We start from the raw sequence: 18,051 nt of genomic DNA on the forward strand, positions 1-18,051 counted from the left end.
TCCTGGAGACAGGTGGGCCGCGCGCCAGCGGGCGATGGCGGAGGCGAGAGGGCGGGCGCGCGGCGGGTGCGGGTCTGCCGGTGTTCATCGCGTTCGGCCTGGGGCTGACCGTGCGGTGATAGCCGCCGGCACCCTCGGCTGCGGAGCCGGGGCGTGGCTGAACAGACCGCTCGATGACGCGGCGGTGCGGCGCAGGGCTGTGGCCGTGCGGGCGGTTCCTACAGTGATCTTGGGGACGGAGCGGGCGCGGGGTGCCACCAGGGCGGCTGCTGGGGGTGCCACAGTCAGCGACTGGCCCCAGTGCTCGACGGTTTCGAGGATCGGAAGCGTGGCCAGCCCGGCGTCGGTGAGCGTGTACGGGTCGCCGTGGCGCGGTCCGATGCGGGTGACCAACTCGTCGCGCTGAAGCCGGTTCAGGCGGAACTGGATCGACGGGGAATCTAGGCCCGATGCCTCCGCTGCGTGAGTGAGCCGGAGGGGGCCGTGGGCTTCGAGGGCCCGGATGACGGCCGTGGTGTTGCGGGGAGCGAGGCGCCGAAGCGCGTCTTCGACGCGCTCGGCTCCGGCGAGCTGCCCGAGGCGGGGAAGGTGGGTCTGGGACCAGTCGGCGAGGGAACGCTGAATCGGGGCGAGGGCTCGACCGGCTTCGCTCAGCTTGTAGGGTGCTCGCGTCGCGTTCGCGCGGGTGAGGAGTCCGCGGGATTCCATCTCGGCCAGGCGCTTGGACAGGAGCGTGTTGTGGACGAAGGGCAGGCCGGCAGAGATCTCGCTGACTCGCATCGGACCGTGGTGAGCGAGGGTCTGCACCACCCAGGTGGTCCACTTCGGTGCGATGACCCGAAGCACCTCCTCAACGCGCACCTCATCGAGAGTGGTGGCCTGGGAGTTGGGTGCGTTGGAGGTGAACATGGCTGAACTCCATTGAGTGGGTGGTCGGTTCTGACAGTCAGAGGCAGTGACGTACGACGCCGTCCGGTGCGGTGCGCTCCTCGCGCAGTCGCCGCAGGACCACACCGAGCCGCTTGTTGCTGACCTGGATTCCCAGAGTGCGCAGGCCCTCGCGCAGGCTGTCGCGGGTGAGATGCCGCAGGCCGGCGGCGATCTCGCGTGCGGCGGGCATCAGGTGCTCGATGTCGAGCACCGCGTGACTCGGCGGCGTTGCTGTGGAACTGCGGGCGGAGGGCTGGTCAAGTAGAAGCCGGATGTCGAGGAGGTCCCAGATGGCCTCGGCCTCTGCCTGCTTCTGCCGGTCGAGGTCCAGGGCCTCGGTGGCGTAGAGCAGCAGGAGTTCGCCGTCGCCCGCCGGGCACTGTCCCACGAGGTCGAGGCGACGCCGGGCGTCGCGTTCCTGCTCCTCTGTGACGGCAAGTGCGGTCAGGCGCCGCAGGACGATCGGAAGGACAGGGTCGCTCGGCGCGCGTCGAGTGGCACTCAGCTGGAGTTCAGCCACGGTGCGGCCGTACCGGTGCTCGACCAGCCTGCGGGTATAGATCTCGGTGGACACGGTGATTCCTCTCCTGGGGGATTCAGTGGGAGCGGGCGGGCTTGCCCGGAGTGGCGGCTGGGGCAGGAACGGCAGCCGGCGCGGTCATGGCGGCCGGGGCCGGTGCGTGACGACTGCGGCTGAGCGCGGCGGCTACCAGAGCGGTGGCATCGGCCTTGGCGTGTAGCGCATCGGCGCCGCGAGGCGTGAGGAAAAGCAACTGCCCCTCGTACACGGTGGTACTGGTGTCGATGCTGATGAGGCCCTCGGCCTGCATCCAATCGACGGTCGCTGGCCAGATGAACACGTAGTCGCCGGTGCCGTCGGAGAAGTACCGGTCTGCTGGGTGCAGCGCGCTCTGATGCAGACGCAGGCTGCCCTGCCCGGTGGCCAGGAGGACCTTCAACTGCTGGTCCTCTGGGGGCGTCCAGGCGGTGCTCGATTGCCGCGCGCCGTCCTGCTGATGGACCAGTGTCTGCTCGGGTGTGGTGGCCGTCGGCGTGTTGACGGGTCCGGGCCGGCAGCGCTCGTAGGAGTGGACGGCGCGGGTCAGGTGCTCGAACGCCTGTCCGCGCCTGGCGGCGAGGACTTCGATCTCGCCGCCGGTGGACCGCAGCACGCCGCTCGAGTCCCGCAGGTCGCCGCCGGGGGCGCGGGTGAGCCGTTCGAGGGTCTTGATCGCCGTCTCGGCCCGCTCCAGCAGGGCGGAGTGCAGCCGGTCGGTGTCCCGGCTTGAGTCGGCGACCAGCGTGGCCAACATGCTGAGGGGACTGCGAGAGGGGTGAAGGGTGACCAGGGATTCGGGGTCTTCGATTGCGAGGACCTCGAAGACCAGGTGGGCGTCGGGCCGTTTGGTGGCGTCGTGCGGGTTCACTCTCCCGCCTCCATCCGGGCCAGGAGGGTGCGCACCAGGGTGGGCAGGCTGTCGGAGCCCGCGGTAGTCCGCAGGTGGTCGCTCGCCTCGCCTCGGACGTAGCGTGCGTCATCCAGCAGGCCGTCGCAGATCTCGGTGCAGGCATCCGCGATGCGCGAGTCGGCGAGCAGGGCCAGCGACAGCAGCTCGACGTACTGCCCGGCGCTGAGCCCTGCTTCCTGCGCGGCTGTGCGGATGGCGGCCAACTCCGTTGTGCTGAAGGGGAAGCCGAGTTCCTCGGTGCCGACGCTGAGCGGGTCGGCGGGCTGGGCGTCGGAGATGCCGGCCTTGGTGCAGATCTGGTCTACGGCGGTGGTCAGTTCGGCGAGGGACTCGGTCAGCCAGCCGAGCGCCGCGGCGACGGACGCGACGGTGAACAGGCCGGCGGGGGTGGCCGGTAGCGGTCGCGAGACCAGGGTCTCGAAGCGCTCGTTCAGCTCGGTGATCACGCCCGGCCCAGCGGATAGCGCGCCGAGGACCGGATGCAGGTAGGAGCGGGAGGTGGGGGTGGGGTACTCGGCGTCGAGGATCGCCGAGACGCTCTTCGCGGTTTCGGTGAGCAGGGTGGCGAGTTCGGCGCGCGAGGCGGGGGAGTGCTCGGAGATCATGACAGGGCCCTTCGGGTGGTCGGCACGGTCGTCGGAGCGGGCGGTGGGGCGGCCGGGGCCGGGGACGTGCTGTCCTGGCTGAGCGGCGAGCGGGCCAGGGCCGCCCGGGTGCGCAGGTCGGCGGCGGTACGCGGCGCGCGGTTCGTCCGCTGCTGGGCGGTGCGGTAGACGGCGTAGTCCGCGCGAGGCCCGGCGGCGACGAGGAACACCTCGCGCTTGTGCTTGGAGTTGGCGGGCGCGTCGCGGAACTGCACCACCAGCCGGTGTGTGGCCCAGGTGCCGCCGACGCCGAGAACGACCTTGTGGAAACCTTCGAGGCGGCCGTCCAGGCGCGTGGCGACGCGCTCACCGTGGACGAGGTCCTGCAAGTGCAGCAGGGCCTGGTCGCGGATTCCGTCGGGCAGTGCGCGAAGGTCGGCGATGGCGTCGGGGTGGGCGGCGAAAGCCATTCGAGCGGTGGTCACAGCGTCCTCCCTCGGGTCGGCAGCTGGCTGGCGGGCGAGGGCTTGGCGGCGCTGTCCTGCGCCCCGGCCTTCGGGCTCAGCGGGGTGCCGGTGGAGCGGGACCGGGCCGCGCGGGTACGTCGTTCTGCTGTGGCTCGGTGCTCGGGCGGCTCGGGCAGGGGGCCTGGGCGCTCGGAGAGCCAGGCGACGGCCGCCCACTCGTCGGCGAACGCGCCTTCGCGCACGGTGTAGGTGCCGGCATCGAGGTCGGCCTCTTCGAGGAAGACCCGAATGGGGAGCTCGGCGGCGCGCGAGTCGTGGACCAAGGTCCACGTCTCGCAGGGCTCGGAGTCGCGGGTGTACGTGTCGATGACCCGGTAGCGCTCGCCGGATTCCCGCACCTGCTGCTCGGCGCGGGCGGTCAGGTCGTCGGCGGGCTTCAGGAAGTCGTCGCCGGGGATGATCTTCTCTGGCGGACAGCCCCGCTCGGCCAGCCAGTTCTGGGCGAATGCCAGCCCGGCGTGGCGGGCGGCCTCGAAGGTGAACGTCCGCTCGCCCAGGTCGCGGGTGATCTTGATAGCGGCGAGCTGCGGCTCACCAGGCACACCCCAGATCGCCGAGCGGTCGTGGGTGAGGAAGTAGCTGTGCGACTCGTTGGGGGTGGTGTGGTACTCGGCGATAAGGGCCAAGTCCCCAGCGAAGAAGGCATCCGACGCAACCCAGGAGGCTTCGTCGGCGACCTCCAACATGTCGTCCAGGCGGAAGTCGACGGTGATCACGCGGCCAGCTCCAGCTGCTCGGGCGCTGGGGTGGCCAGCAGCCGGTGGTTGGGTCGGTTCGCCGAGGTGGTGCAGGCGGCGAACGGCCCATCGGGTGCGCGCAGATGGACGAGGGCCTGGTCGAGGTGGTCGCGATGCCACGTACTCGGTCCCGACAACCCGGCCTCGAAATCAGTCAACTGCTGCCACGCCAGCCACAGGGCATGGAGGCGGGCGACGGCTTCGGGGTGCTGCTCCCACTGGGCGCACCAGGGGCGGGTGGTGCTGATCTCGCGGCCGTAGACGGGCAGGAAGAGGTAGTTCACCCAGTCGCGGAGCGCGGCTATCTCTGCGTCGTACTCCGCGCCGCCCAGGGCGAGGATGAACACGGACATCGCCTCCGACTCCTCGCCAGCCGGGTCGGCGGTCGGAAGGTCGGCGTGGCGAGTGGCGAGCAGGGCGTCGCCCTCGGAGCTGAGGCGGTCGAGGAGGACGCCGTGTTGGCGAACCTCGGCCATGGTCTTGGCGAGGGTGCTGGCGAGGTCGTCGAGGTCGTCGTCGGGCACGCGGAAGGACTTTTCGGGGGTGCCCTCGCTGGAGTTGGACATGGCGGGTTGCTCCTGTGTCTGTGGGAGGACGGCATGGGGATGAGGATCCGGGGAATCGGCGATTTGGCGCGGCCGGGAATCCGCGCTAGTAGCGCCCTGCGGCACGGCCGTTGGGCCCTGCGGACATCCGCTCTCACCGCGAGAGGGTGAGGTCGGCGGGCAGGCGAAGGCCGAGGGCGACGGCCTCGTCAAGGGTGTCGGCGAGCGGGTGGCCGGAGGCGGCGAGCTTGGCGGGGTGGTGCAGTCCTCCGGTGTGGAGCACCGCGTGGGCGCCATTGGAGTGGGCGGCGTCCGCGTCGTCGATCGCGTCGCCGATCAGCAGCACGCGCTCCGGCTGACCGGTCAGGCCCAAGGAGCCGAGGTGGTCGGCCAGCGCGCCGGCCTTCGTACCGCCGGATGGGCCAGTGCGACCGTCGATCCGGGCGAAGTAGTGCCCGATGCCGACCTGTTCGACCTCGCGCAGCAGGGTCTCGTGCGGGCACAGCGACAGGAGCGACTGGGTGTGTCCGGCCTCGCTCAGCGCGGCCAGCAGCTGCTCAGCTCCGGCGCGCAGCCTCACGGGCTGAGCTTTCAGGTGGGTGAGGAACGCCGCGTCGCTGGAGGCCCATTCGGTGTCGGTGATCGTGCGGCCGAGGAGGCGTGCGTAGAAGTTCGGGATCGGCACGGTGTGCTTGGCGCGGTAGGTGTCCCGGTCGACAGGCTCGCCGCCGAGCGCGGGCAATGTCGCGTTCAGCGCGGAGACGTGGTCATCGAGGTCGGCCTTGATCGTTCCGTTCCAGTCCCAGACAACGTGCATACGGGAAGAGGGCGTTGCGGTGGCGATGGCGTTCACGGTGGTGCTGCATTCGGGTTGGCGGGGGCGAGTCAGAAGGTGAGCTGGTGGCGGGAGCGGTGCAGCAGTCCAAGGGCTGTGGTGGCTGCGGCGAGCGGGACCGCCGCGCAGGCGAGGGGGCCGGCGGTGGCGGCGAGGGAGGCCAGGACGGTTCCGGCGGCCTGGCCGGTGCCGACGACGGCGATGAGCCAGGCGAACGCCTCGGTCGTCTCGCCGCGCGGCGCGAGAGCGTTCACTGTCACGAAGGACGCGGTCAGCAGCGGAGCGAGGAACAGGCCCGGCAGAACCGCGCAGACCACGGCGACGGCCGGAGCGGGGTCAGGCAGCAGGGGCAGCCACCCGATGGCGAAACCAGCGGTGGCGGTCACGAGGTGCGCGAGGGCGGAGGCGGGCCAGGTGCGGCGGCCGTAGACGAGGCCGCCGACGGTGCTGCCGACGGACAGAGCGGCGGGCACGAGGCCGGCCAGCCAGCCCGCGTGGTGGCGCTCGGCCGCGCTCAGCGCCAGCACGTTGACCGCTCCCAGCGCGACACCGATGCCGGTGAGAGTGGCGAAGAGAACGCGAAGTCCGGGCACCCGCAGCGGGCCGAGCCAGTGCTGCTGGCGGTCGGTCGGCGACCAGTTGCGGGACGGTTCGGCCGAGACGACCAGCCCGGCCCCGAGCAGGCCGAGCGCTGCGGTCGCCGCGATGGCGGCATGCGGACCGGCTCCGGCCGAGAAGGCGGTGGCCAGCACCGGGCCGGCGACGAACACCAGGCCCTGCGTGGCAGAGTCCAGGGAGAGCGCGGCGCGCTGCTGGTCGGGATCGGGCACCAGCACCGGCCACAGCGCCCGAAGGCCGGCCTCCAGCGACGGTGTGCTCAGTCCGGCGACGATCACCGCGAGCGCGGCCAGCACCGGGTGGCGGTGCGGGCTGACGCACGGCAACAGGAGGAATGCGGCCGTAGCGGCGCCGGTGGACCCGACGAGGATCCGGGTCTGGCCTTGTCGGTCCACCATCCGGCCCAGCAGTGGCTGGCCCGCAGCGGCGGCCAGGCCGAACAGGGCGGACAGAAGGCCGGCCAGGGCGAGCGAGCCGTTCTCTGCCCGGACGAGCAGCAGGATCGCGATCGGCGCCATGCCGGTGGGCAGGCGGCCGATTAGCGTGCCGCCCAGCAGGCGGGCGACGTGCCGCCTGCCCAGGACAGCGCGGTAGCCGCTGCCCTGGGCGGGGCCGGTGACGGTGGTGGACGTGCTCAAGGAGGACCTCTCGGTGCGGGTAGAGCCGGTGGCGCGCGGGCAGGTGCCCGCTGGTCCGGGACGTGCGCTGGCATGACAGCCCCCTTGGTCAGTGCGGCTGCCGGAGAGAAGAGTCCGGAGAATCCGCGATTTGGTACGGCCGGAATATCCCGGTAGAAGCCCCTTGCGAACCCGCGCAGCGCGGGCACCGGGGGAACGGAGGAGCGAGCAACTCCAGTGCTCGCTCGGCCTGCTGGGGCACGACGCCGTTGCCGAGGGCGGTGAGCTGGGCCGGGTGCCCGAGCCCCGGAGTGGCGGTCACCCAGCCCGGCGCGAGCCCTTGCATCCACTCGACGAACTCCGCGCGGAGCCGCCCGCCCGCGTCAGTAGGCGGCGGCGCTGGGCGGGTGAGCGTCTCCCATCGGGCGACGGCGGAGGCATACGGTCCCCACCGTCCGTCGGTTCCTCGGCCGCTGGGCCCGGCTCCGACCACAGCGGCAGGACCACCGCCGACAGCGGCGGGCGCCAGCCCTTGCCCGGCCGCCGCCCAGGTGTGCCCGTGTCGCTGGCCCGCGGGGTCGGCAGCAGCCACTTCACCTCGTCGACCAGGGACGGGCCATGGCCGTCGCTCTTCCTCTTCGCCGGGTGCTGGCTGCCGCTGTTCTTGCCGATGTTGCTGGTTGGGGTCTTGAGCAGGGTGTTCGGCGGGCCAGGCGGCGAGGAATGCCCGCTCCCTTCGGTGTGGCGCTCCGACGTCGGAAGCGCGAAGCACGAGCCACCGAGCGTCGTACCGGAGGTCGGCCAGGCTGCCCAGAACGGCACCAAGTGCTCGCAGAGGAGGTTGGGTTGGCTGGTCTCCCAGACACCACGGGCAGGGTTCCACGTCGCCAGGGGAACCGGCGGGGGAGGTGAGGAGACCTCGGACATTCTCGACCACCAGGAGGCAGGGGCAGAGGGCCTCGACCGCACGCGCGACGTGCAGCCACAGCCCGGAACGGGTGTGCTCGTTGAGTCCGGCGCGGCGGCCTGCAACCGAGACGTCCTTGACAGGGGAAGCCCGCCGTCAAGACGCAAACCCTCGGCACATCGGCCCAGTTGATGGCGGTGATGTCGCCCAGGTTCGGGACTCCGGGCCAGTGCCGGGTCAGGATGCGCGAGGCGTCGGGGTTCACCTCCGAGTGCCAGGCCACGCGGCCACCGAGGGCAGCCTGAACGCCCAGGTCGAGACCGCCGTACCCCGACCACAAACTGCCGATCAGCGGAAAGGGCGAGGTGCTGGTCCCCATGTCACCGCTCCTGCGCGACGGGAATCGCCCATTCACGAAGGCGCGAGAACGTGCCCAGGGCGGCGTCAAGCTCGTCAAGAGCAGTGGACTCCTCGCACGTGAGGTGCCTGGCCAGCTCTCGTAGGCCCCCCGCTGCGCTGATCAGCAGGTTCTGCGCTTCGAGGAGGTTGAGGTAGGCGAGCGCGCTCTCGTCGGGCCCGGAGCCCTTCGCAATCGGGGTAGCCGCCTGGGCGGCAGTGAGCAGGACGGCGGAACCGAACACGACCGCCATGCCGATCATGGGAGCGACGTAGGCGTCGGACAGGGCGGCTCGCTGGTACGCGAGGGTCGCCTCGGCGGACAGGTCGACTATCTCCTCGATCTCTCCGGCGCAGCCCAGCGTTCGCTGCTGCAGGGCCGTGAGTCCGGCGAGGGTGTCAGACAGGGCCGTCAGCTTGGGCAGGCCGGTGCGCGGGCTGAGACGGAGAGCCTGCGGGCGAAGTCGGTGAGTTGGTCGGCCAGCTCCTGCAGCTGCTCTCGCTGCCCGGCGATGAAGGTTTCCATGGGGACTCCAAGTTCGGTAGGTGGGGGTGGGGGCAGGCGGCGCCGGTGCTGTGCGCCGGCGGTCAGGAGTGGGTGCGGGTGGGGGCGCGGCCAGCGGGACGGGCGTGGGCGGTTTGCGTTGCGGGGTCGGGTCGGGTCCGGCGCCGCGGTTGGCTTCGGGCCAGGGCAGCGTCGATCCGCGCCGGGGGCGGAGGATCTGCCGAAGCAGGGATGGTCGTGGCGGCGGGCTCGGCAGTGGCGCTCTGCCAGCGGGCCCTGACCTCGTCGAGGGAGCCGAGGGCGTGCAGGGCGTGGCTGATGAGCCGACCGGGTGCCAAGGCCTCGTCCTCGGCCAGGGCCCTGATCGCGTCAGCGGAGGTGGCGGCTGTCCGTGTCAGTGAGAAGCGCATGATCTGCTCGCCGAGGAACTCGGCCGAGCCGACGCCGTACCCTTCGCAGATGCCGCCTATCTGCTCGTCGGTGAGGACGCCGTCCGTGAGCAGGCCGCGCCGTTGGGCCTCCCACAGCAGGGTGAGCTCGTCGATCGGCTCGCCGCGGTGGTGCAGCGCGCCCAGGCACCGGTAGAGCTGGCCGTCGCCGGGCTCGGCGAAGTCGCCGGGCCGCAGCCAGCGAACCACCTCGTCCATCGCGGCTGGCTGGTTTACCAGCACGGAAAGCAGGATCTGCTCGTCCTGAAGCGCCTCTTCCGTGGCGGCCGGTGGAGGTTCGGCCATTGCCGTCCGCGACTGGGCGGGCGCGACAGGGCGCGGCTCGGTTCCCCAGCGGAGGGCAAGATCGGCCAAGACGTCGGCCAGGACCTCGGCCTGGTGCAGCGCGCTGTCGACCTCGCCCTGAAGTGAGTCCGCGCGGGCTGCCTGGTGCAGGCGGACGGCGTGCTGGGTCACGGTGCGGTGGATCGCGCCCTCCAGAACCATCCGCCCGTACACCGGGGCGTGTCCGGGTCGCGGGCAGCCCGCGATCAGCGTGTGGGCGTAACTCGCACTGAGCCCACGGACGTTGAGGCTGGCCTCGGCGATGGTGTCGGTGACCCACTCCAGCGGCACCTCCCCCTTGTCCGTAGGCGTGGGGCGACCCTCGGCGTGGAGCTTGCACATCGCGGCGAACAGCGCTCGGTGCACTGGACGGCAAAAGTGGTCCGGGGCGAGCCAGGAGAGCGCGGTGAGCTGGCCCGGGTCCAGGAGGACGGCGCCGAGAACTGCCTGCTCGGCCCGCAGGAGGGGCTTCACCGCCCGCCCCGGTGGCCGGATTCGCGGCTCTGGGCGCGCAGTTCGGCAACGGCCTGGTCGGCGGCGGCCATCGCGGCGGCGAACCGGTCCAGCTCGCCGGTGAAGGTCGGGTCCGTGGAAAGGATGGAACCGCTGCCGACGACCAGCCACCACTGGCCGCCACGACGGACGACGGGCGAGGCGGCGAGGCGCTCGGAACGGGGAGCTGACGAGGACGGGGTGTTCGGGGACACAGAAGGCTCCTGAAGGAAGAGGAACGGGAGGGGGGGTTCACGCCGTGAGATCGAAACAGGCGGTCACCGGGGCGCCGGACCGGCACGACCAGGGCGAGCAGCCGTCCGCGTCACCGTTCTCCAGCTCGGCGTCCGCGATGGCATCGAAGATGTCGCCTTGACGGCCGGACCACTCATGGGCCGTGACCCGGTCGATCGGCGCCTGGTCGAGCGGGCGGCGCGAGCGGTGCAGGTACGCCTGGCCGAGCAGCGGAGTGCCCTCGGCGGTCGCCCTGGCGTTGCCCGACCTGATCGCGGAGTTGAACTCGACGACGTCGCGCCACTCCTCGGGCGAGCCGTCGCGCAGCTGCTGCCACTGGGAGTTGCCGTGGTACGGGCACCCGAGACATGCACTCTTCGGGGTCTCGCCGAAGCCCCGCGAGCGCAGGAGCCGCAGGCAGTCGGCGCGGGAGAAGCCCAGCTCAAGAAGGGGGAACCGGTTCTTCATGTAGGCGACGTCCGCGTCCTTGGCCCGGTGGACCTCATCCACCGAGATGCCGATCCACTGCTCGGCGAACATCCCGGCCGGAATCCGCTGCGGGTACGGGTAGCCGAGCAACTGGCGGACCCGCTCCTTAATCGGGCGGATTTTGTACTGACCCGTGCACTGCCTACGTGACATCCCTTCGGTCCCTTGGGGGTTGAGGATGTGCAGCGGCATCGACGCGAACCGCTTGGACGGGTCGAGGGCGTCGTCGCGGATGTTGCCGGAGGACACCCGCAGGACCGGGATGCCGGCGGGCTCGGCGATCTCCCGCTCGATCCGGTCCAGGTGGGCATAGACGGAGCGAGGCTCCCAGCCCGTGTCTGCGAAGATCGCCACATCCAGGCCGGGGAGATGGCCTTCGGCGGCCAGCAGCAGAAGACAGGTCGACTGAACCCCCGCGCCGAGCGACAGCGAGCGAAGCTGCGGGGCGCTCATGCCGACAGCCCGAAGTCGTCGCGGCTGACGGTCTTGGCGATGGCTCGCTCGGTGATCGCCTTCGTTGCGCGAGCGGAAGCCGGGCCGATCTCCTTCGCAGAGGGCTCCTTGTACCAGGGCCGAAGCTCGAGCATCGCCGCTCGGATGCCGGTGGCGAACAGGAGCGCCTTGCCCTTGGGTAGCGCGCGGATGGCGTCCGGGGGCAGGATCCGCTCGGTGCGCATCGACACGGAGGTGGACTTGCCGCCATCGCTGGTGGAGACGGAGGTGGTCTGCACGTCGTGGTCGCCGATCAGGCGGGACAGACGGTCCGCGAAGTCGCTGTCGTCGATACCACTGCCGATGATCTTGACGGTCGCGGCGCTCCACAGCGAGTCCATGCCGGCCTCGCCCCAGCACTTCTGGCCCTGCCGGTAGGACTGCAGGATCGTCATCGGGATGACACCCCGACTTCCCAAGTGCGAGTACAGGTCAGGGAGATCGCTGATCCGGCAGACGTTGGCGGCCTCGTCGAGGACGCACAGCGCGGGCGGGTCGAGCCGCCCGCCGGAGCACTCGGCCACGATCACCGCCGCACGCATCACCGCGTCGGCCGCAGCCGCGATGATCGCCCCGGCGTTTCCTCCGCCGTCCTTGCTGAGCAGGTACAGGGTGTCGCGGGAGGTCGCGAAGTCGGCGGGCTTGAACTCGGGCAGGCCCTGGGTGGGCGTGACCCAGGCGGCGATCTCCGGATCCAGCAAGCAACTCGCGTACTGCCGCGCGGTCTCGTAGATGCCGTCACGGGTTTCCGTCGCGCCGGACACGGTGCCCTGGAGCTGGGCGGCGACCGCGTGGTGGCCGGCATCGGTCAGCAGGTCCACCGGGGTCCGGTCCGCCGGGGAGGCCAGCCAGGCGAGCACGTCGGTGATCGGGCGCCGAGACGAGGCGGCGGCCAGGAAAAGCGCGCCGAGGGTGTTGCTCGCGGCAGTGCTCCAGAAGTCACCGCCGTTGGACTCGTCCACGCTCGCGGCGACGAAGTGCCCGGCCAGCCGCTTGGCACCGGCGAGATCGCGGGCATCGGCCAGAATGTCCCACCACATCTCGCGCGGGCGGTGGGCGATCTGCTGCGGATCGAGCGTCCAGATCGTGCCGACCTTCGCACGAGCGTCGACCGTCGCGGTGAAGGCGTCGTTGGCCGCCTTGTTACTCGTCAGCAGCACGGGCCCGGGGGCAGAGAGAATCGCGGGAATCGCGAGCCCCGACGTCTTGCCGCTTCGCGGGGCCATGATCGCGACGAACACGTCCTCCCAGGAGCCGCGGACTTCCGCGCGACCGGGCGAGAGGGTGCCGACGAGGATGCCCCGCTCGGCCGGCGCGATCTCCTTCGGCTTCAGGTCGGACAGGCTCGGCCGCAGACTCTTCGCCTTGGCGGTGATCTCCTTGTCCAGCAGCGGAGCGAGGTCGGCCTTGCGGGCAAGCCCGTTCTTCGCACCGCCGCGAATCCGCATCCAGACGATCAGGCTGGCCGTCAGCAGGGCCACGGTGAGCACGCCGGGCACGATCCGCGCACCGATCGGCACAGCGGTGGGACTCAGGTGTGGCCACAGCGCCTGCGGGTGCAGCAGCGCGTCGGTCGGCTTGAACGCCGACCACGGGCCGCTTCCGACGAGGGCGTTGGTGAGGTTGCCCGTCAGGTAGGCGAGCGATCCGAAGGCGAGGGCGGCGCCGACGAGGCCGAAGAGGAGGTAGAGGAGCGCGTCGGTCCCGGTTGTGGTCGAGGGCGCGCTGGAACGAGGGGCAGGCATGGAAGGTCCAGGGAGGTGAGAGGACGGGAAGGGAGGCGGGGCGCGCGGTGCTCTTCTGGAGGTCATGCGGAAGATCCTTTGCTTGTGCGTGAGGTGAGTTGGGCCTACCAGCCTGATGGCGCCGGTCCGTTCGCCGGGCGGCAGCAGAGGCGTCAGCGGGTCCGAGGGGGCGGCCGGGTGCGGCGCTGGGCGGAGGCTGAGAGCTGGTGGTGGCACCGGTGGCCTGGGCGCCTGTGCGAGGCGAGAGTGAGCGGGCGGCGCGCTGGCGAGCGGCCTGCTCGTTGTTGAAGCCGTCGGCGGTCAGGGCGCTTCCGCTTCGGTCGTCTCAGCTGGTGGCAGGGGCTGGTGCCCCGCCGGGGCGGGGCACCAGATCGGTCAGAAGTGGGGGTTCTCGACGGGTCGGTCCCGCTCGGTTGCCGCGTCCAGCAGCTCGGTCAGGTCGCCGGGCTCGGAGGCGCGCTGGTCGATCCACCAGCCGGCGCGGGTGATGGTGCGGGCAGAGTCCTCGATCCCCTCCCACTCGGCCTCGCTCGTTTCGCCTTCGAGGACGAGTGCGGCGTAGGCGGCGGACAGGATCTGGTGCCGGCAGCGCACGCCCCAGGCGACGGCACGCTCGGTGCCGTCCAGCGGCGGCATGCGGTACTGCTCGGACCAGGCTTCGGACGCGGCCTGCTCTTCCGCACGCTTGGCCTCCAGCCAGGCGGCCTTGTATTGCTCGTCGCCTTCCTTGGCGGCCCGCCAACAGTCGGTGCACTCCTGCTTGGCGAGCCACGCGGCGTAACCGGCGCGGCGGTCGGCCGGTCGGGCAGAGAGGTCGCGTTCGGCTTCGTGCCCGCAGGAGTGGGTGATCGTCCAGATCTTCTTCACGGCCATGGGAACTGCTCCTTACGGGAGTTGGGGTCAACGGTTGCGGGAGAAAGCGATGCGCGGGTCTACGGGACGCGAGGCGGACGCGGGGGAGCTGGGCTCGGCGACCGGCCCCTTCCCAGGCAGACCGGTGCGGGCAGGGCTCGCGGCGAGCGCGGCGGCGGTGAGCGGGAACCGGTGGGTGGTGAAGCCCCGGCCGCTCTCGTGGCGGACTGCTGCTGCCGGAGCTGGCGCGCTCCGAATGGCGGCCACGGCGAGCGGGGGCTGGACGGCTACCTGCAGGTCACCCTTCCTGTGCATCGCCGCTGTGGCTCGGGCGAGCTTGCCGAGGGCCTCACTGCGGCTGGTGGCGGCGGGCAGGGTGTAGACGTCCAGGTCGTAGTCGAATCGCCAACCGTGCGTTTCGAGGATCGGCCCGCCGCGCTCCACCGCGTTCACGGTGGAGGCGGTGGCGGCTACGACGCCGAGCCTGGGTGCTCGGCGAACGCGAAATCCGGGTCGGCGTGTTGGGGCTGCACGCCTGGATCGGGATCCGGCTCCGCGGCTTGGAGGCTCGGACCGGCGGCGTCCAGTCGCGGATGCGCCTGTGCCTGCTCGCTCGGGCTCTCGGGGGCCAGGGACATATCGGTGTCGACCCGGTAGCCGGCGCCGGTGAGGAGCTTGATGGCCCAGGCAGTGCGCTCGAAGGCCTCGCGCTGCTGGTCGGTGAGCGCGTACAGGCTCGGGTGGCCGGGGACGCGCTGGAAGTCGAGGCGCTCCAGCATCCACTGGGCAGCGGGCGACTGGGTGGGGAGAGCGGCGACGATGCCGTGGTCGGGGTGGTGCCCGATGGCGACCTCGGGCAGCTGAGTGGGATCGGGGACAGACACGGTGGAACTCCGCTTCGGGGCACGAACGGGCGGGAATGCGGTGGGCGGGGTGCAATCTGTTCGGCCGGGGCATGGCGGGGTCCTTCCTGGACGGTGGTTCAGCGGCGCAGGCCGGCCGGGCGGACGGCTGCGGCCGGTGCGGCGAGAACGGCTTCGGCCGGGTGGCCGGTGAGGGTACGGCCGGAGGTGGGCGAGGTCGCGAGCGCGGCGACGACCCGGGCATCGACGCTGCTTGCCGCGAGCTGCGGAGCGGGCCGGGCGCGGCCGGGGTGGGCTGTGTGGCGGTCGGCGAGGTCGCCGCGCATTGCCCGGACCTCCCGCACGTAGCCATCGGCCATGGTCGCGATGTAGCGCAGGCGCGCGGCGTAGTGCGGATCGGCCGCGCCGCCCAGGCCCTCCCACCAGGAGGCCGTCTCGTGGAGGGCACTGACGGCCTGGTCGAGGACGCCGTCGCCCGGTGCGGTCAGCTCGCTCAGCGCGTCGACGACCTCGCGGGTGTGGCTGGCCTGGGAGATGGCCTCGGTGACCTGGGCCAGCGACCGCGACGGGGGCAGTGCCAGCGGGAGACCGGGGTCGAGCAGGTCCGCTGGGCCGGCGAAGCCGTACCCGTCGGCTTGTAGGAAGTCGACGGCCCGCGTCACGGCGGCCCGGCGCTCCGTGGGCTCGACCACGGCGGCGGGCAGCCGGTGGTAGGTCTCGTGCACGCGGACGACGGGGACGAACCCGGCGCGGTGGAGGGCGGACTCGGCCCCTGCGTGGAGAGCCTGGACCTGCTGGCGGGACGGTACGCCGAGGCGGTCCAGGTGCTCGTCGATGGCGGTCAGTAGCGCGGGGACACTTCCCCTGTTGCGGGCGTGCGGCCCGTCCGGCCTGCTGTCGTAGACGAGTTCGAAGAGCTCGGGGTCGTCCGGGTGGGTGCGGGTCACCAGCCACTCGTCCGGGAATCCGGGAGCGTGCGCGGAGCCGCTCTCCGGCGGGGGCGAGATCGTCAGCCAGGTCTCGTCGGGCAGCTCCGCGACGACGATGTAGTCGTACGCCCCGAAATCGACCCCGGTGTCGAGCCCGCGCTGGGCGAGCGGGCCGGTGATGTGCGCGTAGCGCCGTGCGGGAGCAGAGGTGTCGCGCTCGGGTGCGGTGGGCCCGAGGATTTGGGCGCTGACGCCCGTGCTGGTGTCGGTGAACACGACGGTCACCTGGTCGGGTTGCATGGTTCTTCTCCTGGAGCGAGTGGGCCGGTGCCAGCGAGCCCCGGGCGGCCAGGGCGGTTCGAGGATGCGGGCAGTTGGCGGCTTGGCGCGGCCGGGGGCTGGTGGTAGAGGGGCTGGTCAGAGTGCGGCGCGCCGGGAGGCGGCGAATCTGACGGACAGCCGGGCCCTTCAGCTTTCGTGAACTCACGGGGGTTTCAGTGCATGCGGGCGTCGGTATCGAAGAGCGCCTTCTCGGCGGGATGGAGGATGTGCTGGGTGATGAAGCTCCGCCCGGCGACCTTCCATAGGCCGCGTCCCCGCGTGAGCGCGGCGACGGCTTGGGTCTCGACGCCGGTCAGCCCCAGTAGGGAGGCGGCGGTGGCGAGTTGGTCGCTCTCCTGGCGGTAGATGATGCGCGTGCTGCAGTCGGCGAGCAGGCCCTCGGCCAGCACCCGGCCGCGCGAGCCGGCATCACCGGCGGACAGCAGGTCGGACAGCCGGTGGATCACCATGAGGTTGGCGATGCCCAGCCCGCGCGAGAGTTTCCACTGGCTCTGCATCCGCTCCAGCAGGCCGACATGGCGCATAACCCGCCATGCCTCGTCGTAGATCACCCACCTCCGACCGCCCTGTGGGTCGGCCAGCGCGGACTCCATCCAGGCACTCGCGCACGTCATCGCGAGGACGAGCGCGGCGTCGTCGCCGCTGCCGCCTAGGCGTGAGAGGTCGATCGTCAGCATCGGGACGCTCGCGTCGAAGACGAAGGTGCTCGGGGCGTCGAACATCCCGGACAGGTCACCGTGGACCAGGCGCCGCAGGGCGTGGGCGAGGTCCTCGGCTGCCGGGCCCATCCGCCCGCCCTGCTCGCCGAGCGCGGCATCGAGGCGCTCGGGTGACCCGAGGGTGTGCGCGACCTCGCCGAGCAGCGGCACCGTGCCGCGCGCCTGGGCGTCGGCGACCACCAGGTCCAGCGAGAGGTCCAGGGCGGTGTGCTCCATCGGCAGCAAGTCGCGCCCCAGAACCGTGCGGGCGAGGCCGGCCAGCAGCATGAGGCGGCGCTTGCGGACCTCGCCCGCCCAGTCCTCCTCGTTCATGCCGTCCGGCCGCGCCGGGGCGTCGAGCGGGTTGAGCCTGCCCTTCAACCCGGGCCCCAGCGCGATGGTCTGCCCGCCGAGGGCCTGGGCGACCGCGGTCCACTCACCCTTCGGGTCGGATGGCACGTACACGCGGTAGTTGTGCGCGATGGCCCGGGTCGCTATGGACTTGGCCAACGCGGACTTGCCCATGCCGATGATCCCGGCCAGCACGGCGTTGGGGTTCGTGAAGCCCTCGACCTTGCCACTGTTGTAAAGGCTGAACGGGTCGTAGCAGAACGAGCCTTCCGAATGGACGTCCCGGCCGATGAAGATCCCCTCCGAGCCCAGGCCTCCCTCCGCCAGGAACGGATAGGCCCCGCTCGCCACGGCGGTGGTCATCCGGTGGGCGGGCAGGCGGACCTTCCCGCCGCGGGCGGAGGCAGGGCCCGGTCGTCCTGACGGCGGATAGGTCGCCCGAAGCTCCGGATCGAGCCCCTCCTCCCCCCGCTCGGGCGGAGCCTCGGCGAGGCGGGCCTTGCGGCGGGCCCGGTCGAAGTCGCGGCGGGCGGAACGAAGTTCGGTACGGGAGGACTTGCGGGGAACGAACAAGGGGCTGGCACTGGCGCGGGTCTTGGACATGGCGATGGGCTCCGGTGGGTGGCGGGAGAGGGTTAGCGGCGGACGAGGCCGGTGAACGGGGCGTGCAGGTCGGCCGGGGTGGTCTGCCGACGCACGAGGTGCGCGGTGCGCTGGTGGCGCTGGCAGATCGTCAGCTCGGGCGCGCCTTCGGGAAGGCCGACCTGGCACGCCTCGCGGTCGGGCACCTCGCCGGTGCCGGGCCGGGGGGAGGCGTGGTAGGCGGCGTGCACGTGGTCGGCCGCCTGCCAGATCCGGGTGCGGGCGGCCCGCAGCTGCTCGCCCTCGATCGACACGAGCGCTCCGGTGCGGCTGGCGTGGGCGTCGAGCAGGGCGTGGAGGGAGACGAGGTGGGCGTGCAGGCTGTCCAGCTCGGTGCGTGAGGTGACGAGGGGGCCTGCGGGGATATTGAGCGTGCGGTGGAAGTCGACCGCCGCGGTCGCGAAGGGAAGGAAGTCCTCCGCGAGGGGAGTGGTGGTGCGGGGCATGGCGGTGCTCTTTCCAAGGGGGTAGGGGTGGTG

Annotated in this window: 21 protein-coding genes and 1 pseudogene; all 22 read right to left on the reverse strand. The window is 71.6% G+C overall.

Annotated elements, in window-relative coordinates; all coding sequences use genetic code 11:
* Positions 1 to 84: 84 nt before the first annotated feature.
* The gene (locus tag ACWD4U_RS01785) at positions 85 to 909 is read right to left on the reverse strand and encodes a winged helix-turn-helix transcriptional regulator (protein WP_363449416.1); all 825 of its coding nucleotides are present in this window, start codon (positions 907 to 909) and stop codon (positions 85 to 87) included.
* Between the two features lie 37 nt (positions 910 to 946).
* Positions 947 to 1,504: a hypothetical protein gene (locus tag ACWD4U_RS01790; RefSeq protein WP_363449418.1), complete on the reverse strand. Its 558-nt coding sequence runs from the start codon at positions 1,502 to 1,504 to the stop codon at positions 947 to 949.
* Between the two features lie 22 nt (positions 1,505 to 1,526).
* Positions 1,527 to 2,357, reverse strand: coding sequence for a hypothetical protein (locus tag ACWD4U_RS01795; RefSeq protein ID WP_363449420.1), 831 nt, complete (start codon positions 2,355 to 2,357; stop codon positions 1,527 to 1,529).
* Positions 2,354 to 3,004, reverse strand: coding sequence for a hypothetical protein (locus tag ACWD4U_RS01800; protein ID WP_363449422.1), 651 nt, complete (start codon positions 3,002 to 3,004; stop codon positions 2,354 to 2,356). Before ACWD4U_RS01800 ends, ACWD4U_RS01795 begins: the two co-directional genes overlap by 4 nt.
* Positions 3,001 to 3,468, reverse strand: a complete 468-nt coding sequence (locus tag ACWD4U_RS01805) for a hypothetical protein (protein ID WP_363449424.1) — start codon at positions 3,466 to 3,468, stop codon at positions 3,001 to 3,003. Before ACWD4U_RS01805 ends, ACWD4U_RS01800 begins: the two co-directional genes overlap by 4 nt.
* Positions 3,465 to 4,226, reverse strand: a complete 762-nt coding sequence (locus ACWD4U_RS01810) for a glycosyl hydrolase (RefSeq protein ID WP_363449426.1) — start codon at positions 4,224 to 4,226, stop codon at positions 3,465 to 3,467. Before ACWD4U_RS01810 ends, ACWD4U_RS01805 begins: the two co-directional genes overlap by 4 nt.
* Positions 4,223 to 4,813, reverse strand: a complete 591-nt coding sequence (locus ACWD4U_RS01815; RefSeq protein ID WP_363449428.1) for a DUF4913 domain-containing protein — start codon at positions 4,811 to 4,813, stop codon at positions 4,223 to 4,225. The genes ACWD4U_RS01810 and ACWD4U_RS01815 overlap by 4 nt, the downstream gene beginning before the upstream one ends.
* Positions 4,814 to 4,946: 133 nt before the next feature.
* Positions 4,947 to 5,609: an HAD family hydrolase gene (locus ACWD4U_RS01820; RefSeq protein WP_363449430.1), complete on the reverse strand. Its 663-nt coding sequence runs from the start codon at positions 5,607 to 5,609 to the stop codon at positions 4,947 to 4,949.
* 68 nt (positions 5,610 to 5,677) lie between these two features.
* Entirely contained in the window at positions 5,678 to 6,883 is a 1,206-nt protein-coding gene (locus ACWD4U_RS01825) for an MFS transporter (protein WP_363449432.1), read from the reverse strand.
* An 88-nt stretch (positions 6,884 to 6,971) separates the two neighbouring features.
* Positions 6,972 to 7,850 carry a DNA cytosine methyltransferase gene (locus ACWD4U_RS01830; protein WP_363449815.1) on the reverse strand — a complete coding sequence of 293 codons (879 nt, stop codon included), beginning with the start codon at positions 7,848 to 7,850 and terminating at the stop codon, positions 6,972 to 6,974.
* A gap of 112 nt (positions 7,851 to 7,962) precedes the next feature.
* Positions 7,963 to 8,148: pseudogene (locus ACWD4U_RS01835) on the reverse strand (hypothetical protein); the annotation flags it as partial.
* Position 8,149: 1 nt separating this feature from the next.
* Positions 8,150 to 8,428 (reverse strand): hypothetical protein, encoded by a 279-nt coding sequence (locus ACWD4U_RS01840; protein WP_449787070.1) that lies wholly within the window; start codon positions 8,426 to 8,428, stop codon positions 8,150 to 8,152.
* A 325-nt stretch (positions 8,429 to 8,753) separates the two neighbouring features.
* Positions 8,754 to 9,917, reverse strand: a complete 1,164-nt coding sequence (locus ACWD4U_RS01845; protein WP_363449436.1) for a DnaB-like helicase N-terminal domain-containing protein — start codon at positions 9,915 to 9,917, stop codon at positions 8,754 to 8,756.
* On the reverse strand, positions 9,914 to 10,150 hold the full coding sequence (locus ACWD4U_RS01850) for a hypothetical protein (RefSeq protein WP_363449438.1): 237 nt from the start codon (positions 10,148 to 10,150) through the stop codon (positions 9,914 to 9,916). Before ACWD4U_RS01850 ends, ACWD4U_RS01845 begins: the two co-directional genes overlap by 4 nt.
* Positions 10,151 to 10,187: 37 nt before the next feature.
* Complete coding sequence (locus ACWD4U_RS01855; protein WP_363449441.1) at positions 10,188 to 11,111, reverse strand: hypothetical protein; 924 nt, start codon at positions 11,109 to 11,111, stop codon at positions 10,188 to 10,190.
* Entirely contained in the window at positions 11,108 to 12,895 is a 1,788-nt protein-coding gene (locus tag ACWD4U_RS01860; RefSeq protein WP_363449817.1) for a type IV secretory system conjugative DNA transfer family protein, read from the reverse strand. Before ACWD4U_RS01860 ends, ACWD4U_RS01855 begins: the two co-directional genes overlap by 4 nt.
* 375 nt (positions 12,896 to 13,270) lie before the next feature.
* Positions 13,271 to 13,768, reverse strand: a complete 498-nt coding sequence (locus ACWD4U_RS01865; protein WP_363449443.1) for a hypothetical protein — start codon at positions 13,766 to 13,768, stop codon at positions 13,271 to 13,273.
* Between the two features lie 27 nt (positions 13,769 to 13,795).
* On the reverse strand, positions 13,796 to 14,200 hold the full coding sequence (locus tag ACWD4U_RS01870; RefSeq protein WP_363449445.1) for a hypothetical protein: 405 nt from the start codon (positions 14,198 to 14,200) through the stop codon (positions 13,796 to 13,798).
* Positions 14,201 to 14,217: 17 nt separating this feature from the next.
* The gene (locus ACWD4U_RS01875; RefSeq protein WP_363449447.1) at positions 14,218 to 14,631 is read right to left on the reverse strand and encodes a hypothetical protein; all 414 of its coding nucleotides are present in this window, start codon (positions 14,629 to 14,631) and stop codon (positions 14,218 to 14,220) included.
* A 98-nt stretch (positions 14,632 to 14,729) separates the two neighbouring features.
* Positions 14,730 to 15,839, reverse strand: coding sequence for a hypothetical protein (locus ACWD4U_RS01880; RefSeq protein WP_363449449.1), 1,110 nt, complete (start codon positions 15,837 to 15,839; stop codon positions 14,730 to 14,732).
* A gap of 194 nt (positions 15,840 to 16,033) precedes the next feature.
* A complete protein-coding gene (locus ACWD4U_RS01885; RefSeq protein ID WP_363449451.1) occupies positions 16,034 to 17,533 on the reverse strand; it encodes an ATP-binding protein in 1,500 nt (499 codons plus the stop codon).
* A gap of 32 nt (positions 17,534 to 17,565) precedes the next feature.
* Positions 17,566 to 18,018 carry a DUF6238 family protein gene (locus ACWD4U_RS01890; RefSeq protein WP_363449453.1) on the reverse strand — a complete coding sequence of 151 codons (453 nt, stop codon included), beginning with the start codon at positions 18,016 to 18,018 and terminating at the stop codon, positions 17,566 to 17,568.
* Between the last annotated feature and the right edge of the window lie 33 nt (positions 18,019 to 18,051).

It is taken from the genome of Kitasatospora sp. NPDC002522 (assembly GCF_053595195.1).

Excerpts from the sequence above, each read along its gene's own strand:
- ACWD4U_RS01785 (WP_363449416.1), bottom strand. The coding sequence starts at position 909 with ATGTTCACCTCCAACGCACCCAACTCCCAGGCCACCACTCTCGATGAG.
- ACWD4U_RS01800 (WP_363449422.1), bottom strand. The coding sequence starts at position 3,004 with ATGATCTCCGAGCACTCCCCCGCCTCGCGCGCCGAACTCGCCACCCTG.
- ACWD4U_RS01815 (WP_363449428.1), bottom strand. The coding sequence starts at position 4,813 with ATGTCCAACTCCAGCGAGGGCACCCCCGAAAAGTCCTTCCGCGTGCCC.
- ACWD4U_RS01820 (WP_363449430.1), bottom strand. The coding sequence starts at position 5,609 with ATGCACGTTGTCTGGGACTGGAACGGAACGATCAAGGCCGACCTCGAT.
- ACWD4U_RS01840 (WP_449787070.1), bottom strand. The coding sequence starts at position 8,428 with ATGATCGGCATGGCGGTCGTGTTCGGTTCCGCCGTCCTGCTCACTGCC.
- ACWD4U_RS01855 (WP_363449441.1), bottom strand. The coding sequence starts at position 11,111 with ATGAGCGCCCCGCAGCTTCGCTCGCTGTCGCTCGGCGCGGGGGTTCAG.
- ACWD4U_RS01860 (WP_363449817.1), bottom strand. The coding sequence starts at position 12,895 with ATGCCTGCCCCTCGTTCCAGCGCGCCCTCGACCACAACCGGGACCGAC.
- ACWD4U_RS01865 (WP_363449443.1), bottom strand. The coding sequence starts at position 13,768 with ATGGCCGTGAAGAAGATCTGGACGATCACCCACTCCTGCGGGCACGAA.
- ACWD4U_RS01880 (WP_363449449.1), bottom strand. The coding sequence starts at position 15,839 with ATGCAACCCGACCAGGTGACCGTCGTGTTCACCGACACCAGCACGGGC.
- ACWD4U_RS01885 (WP_363449451.1), bottom strand. The coding sequence starts at position 17,533 with ATGTCCAAGACCCGCGCCAGTGCCAGCCCCTTGTTCGTTCCCCGCAAG.
- ACWD4U_RS01890 (WP_363449453.1), bottom strand. The coding sequence starts at position 18,018 with ATGCCCCGCACCACCACTCCCCTCGCGGAGGACTTCCTTCCCTTCGCG.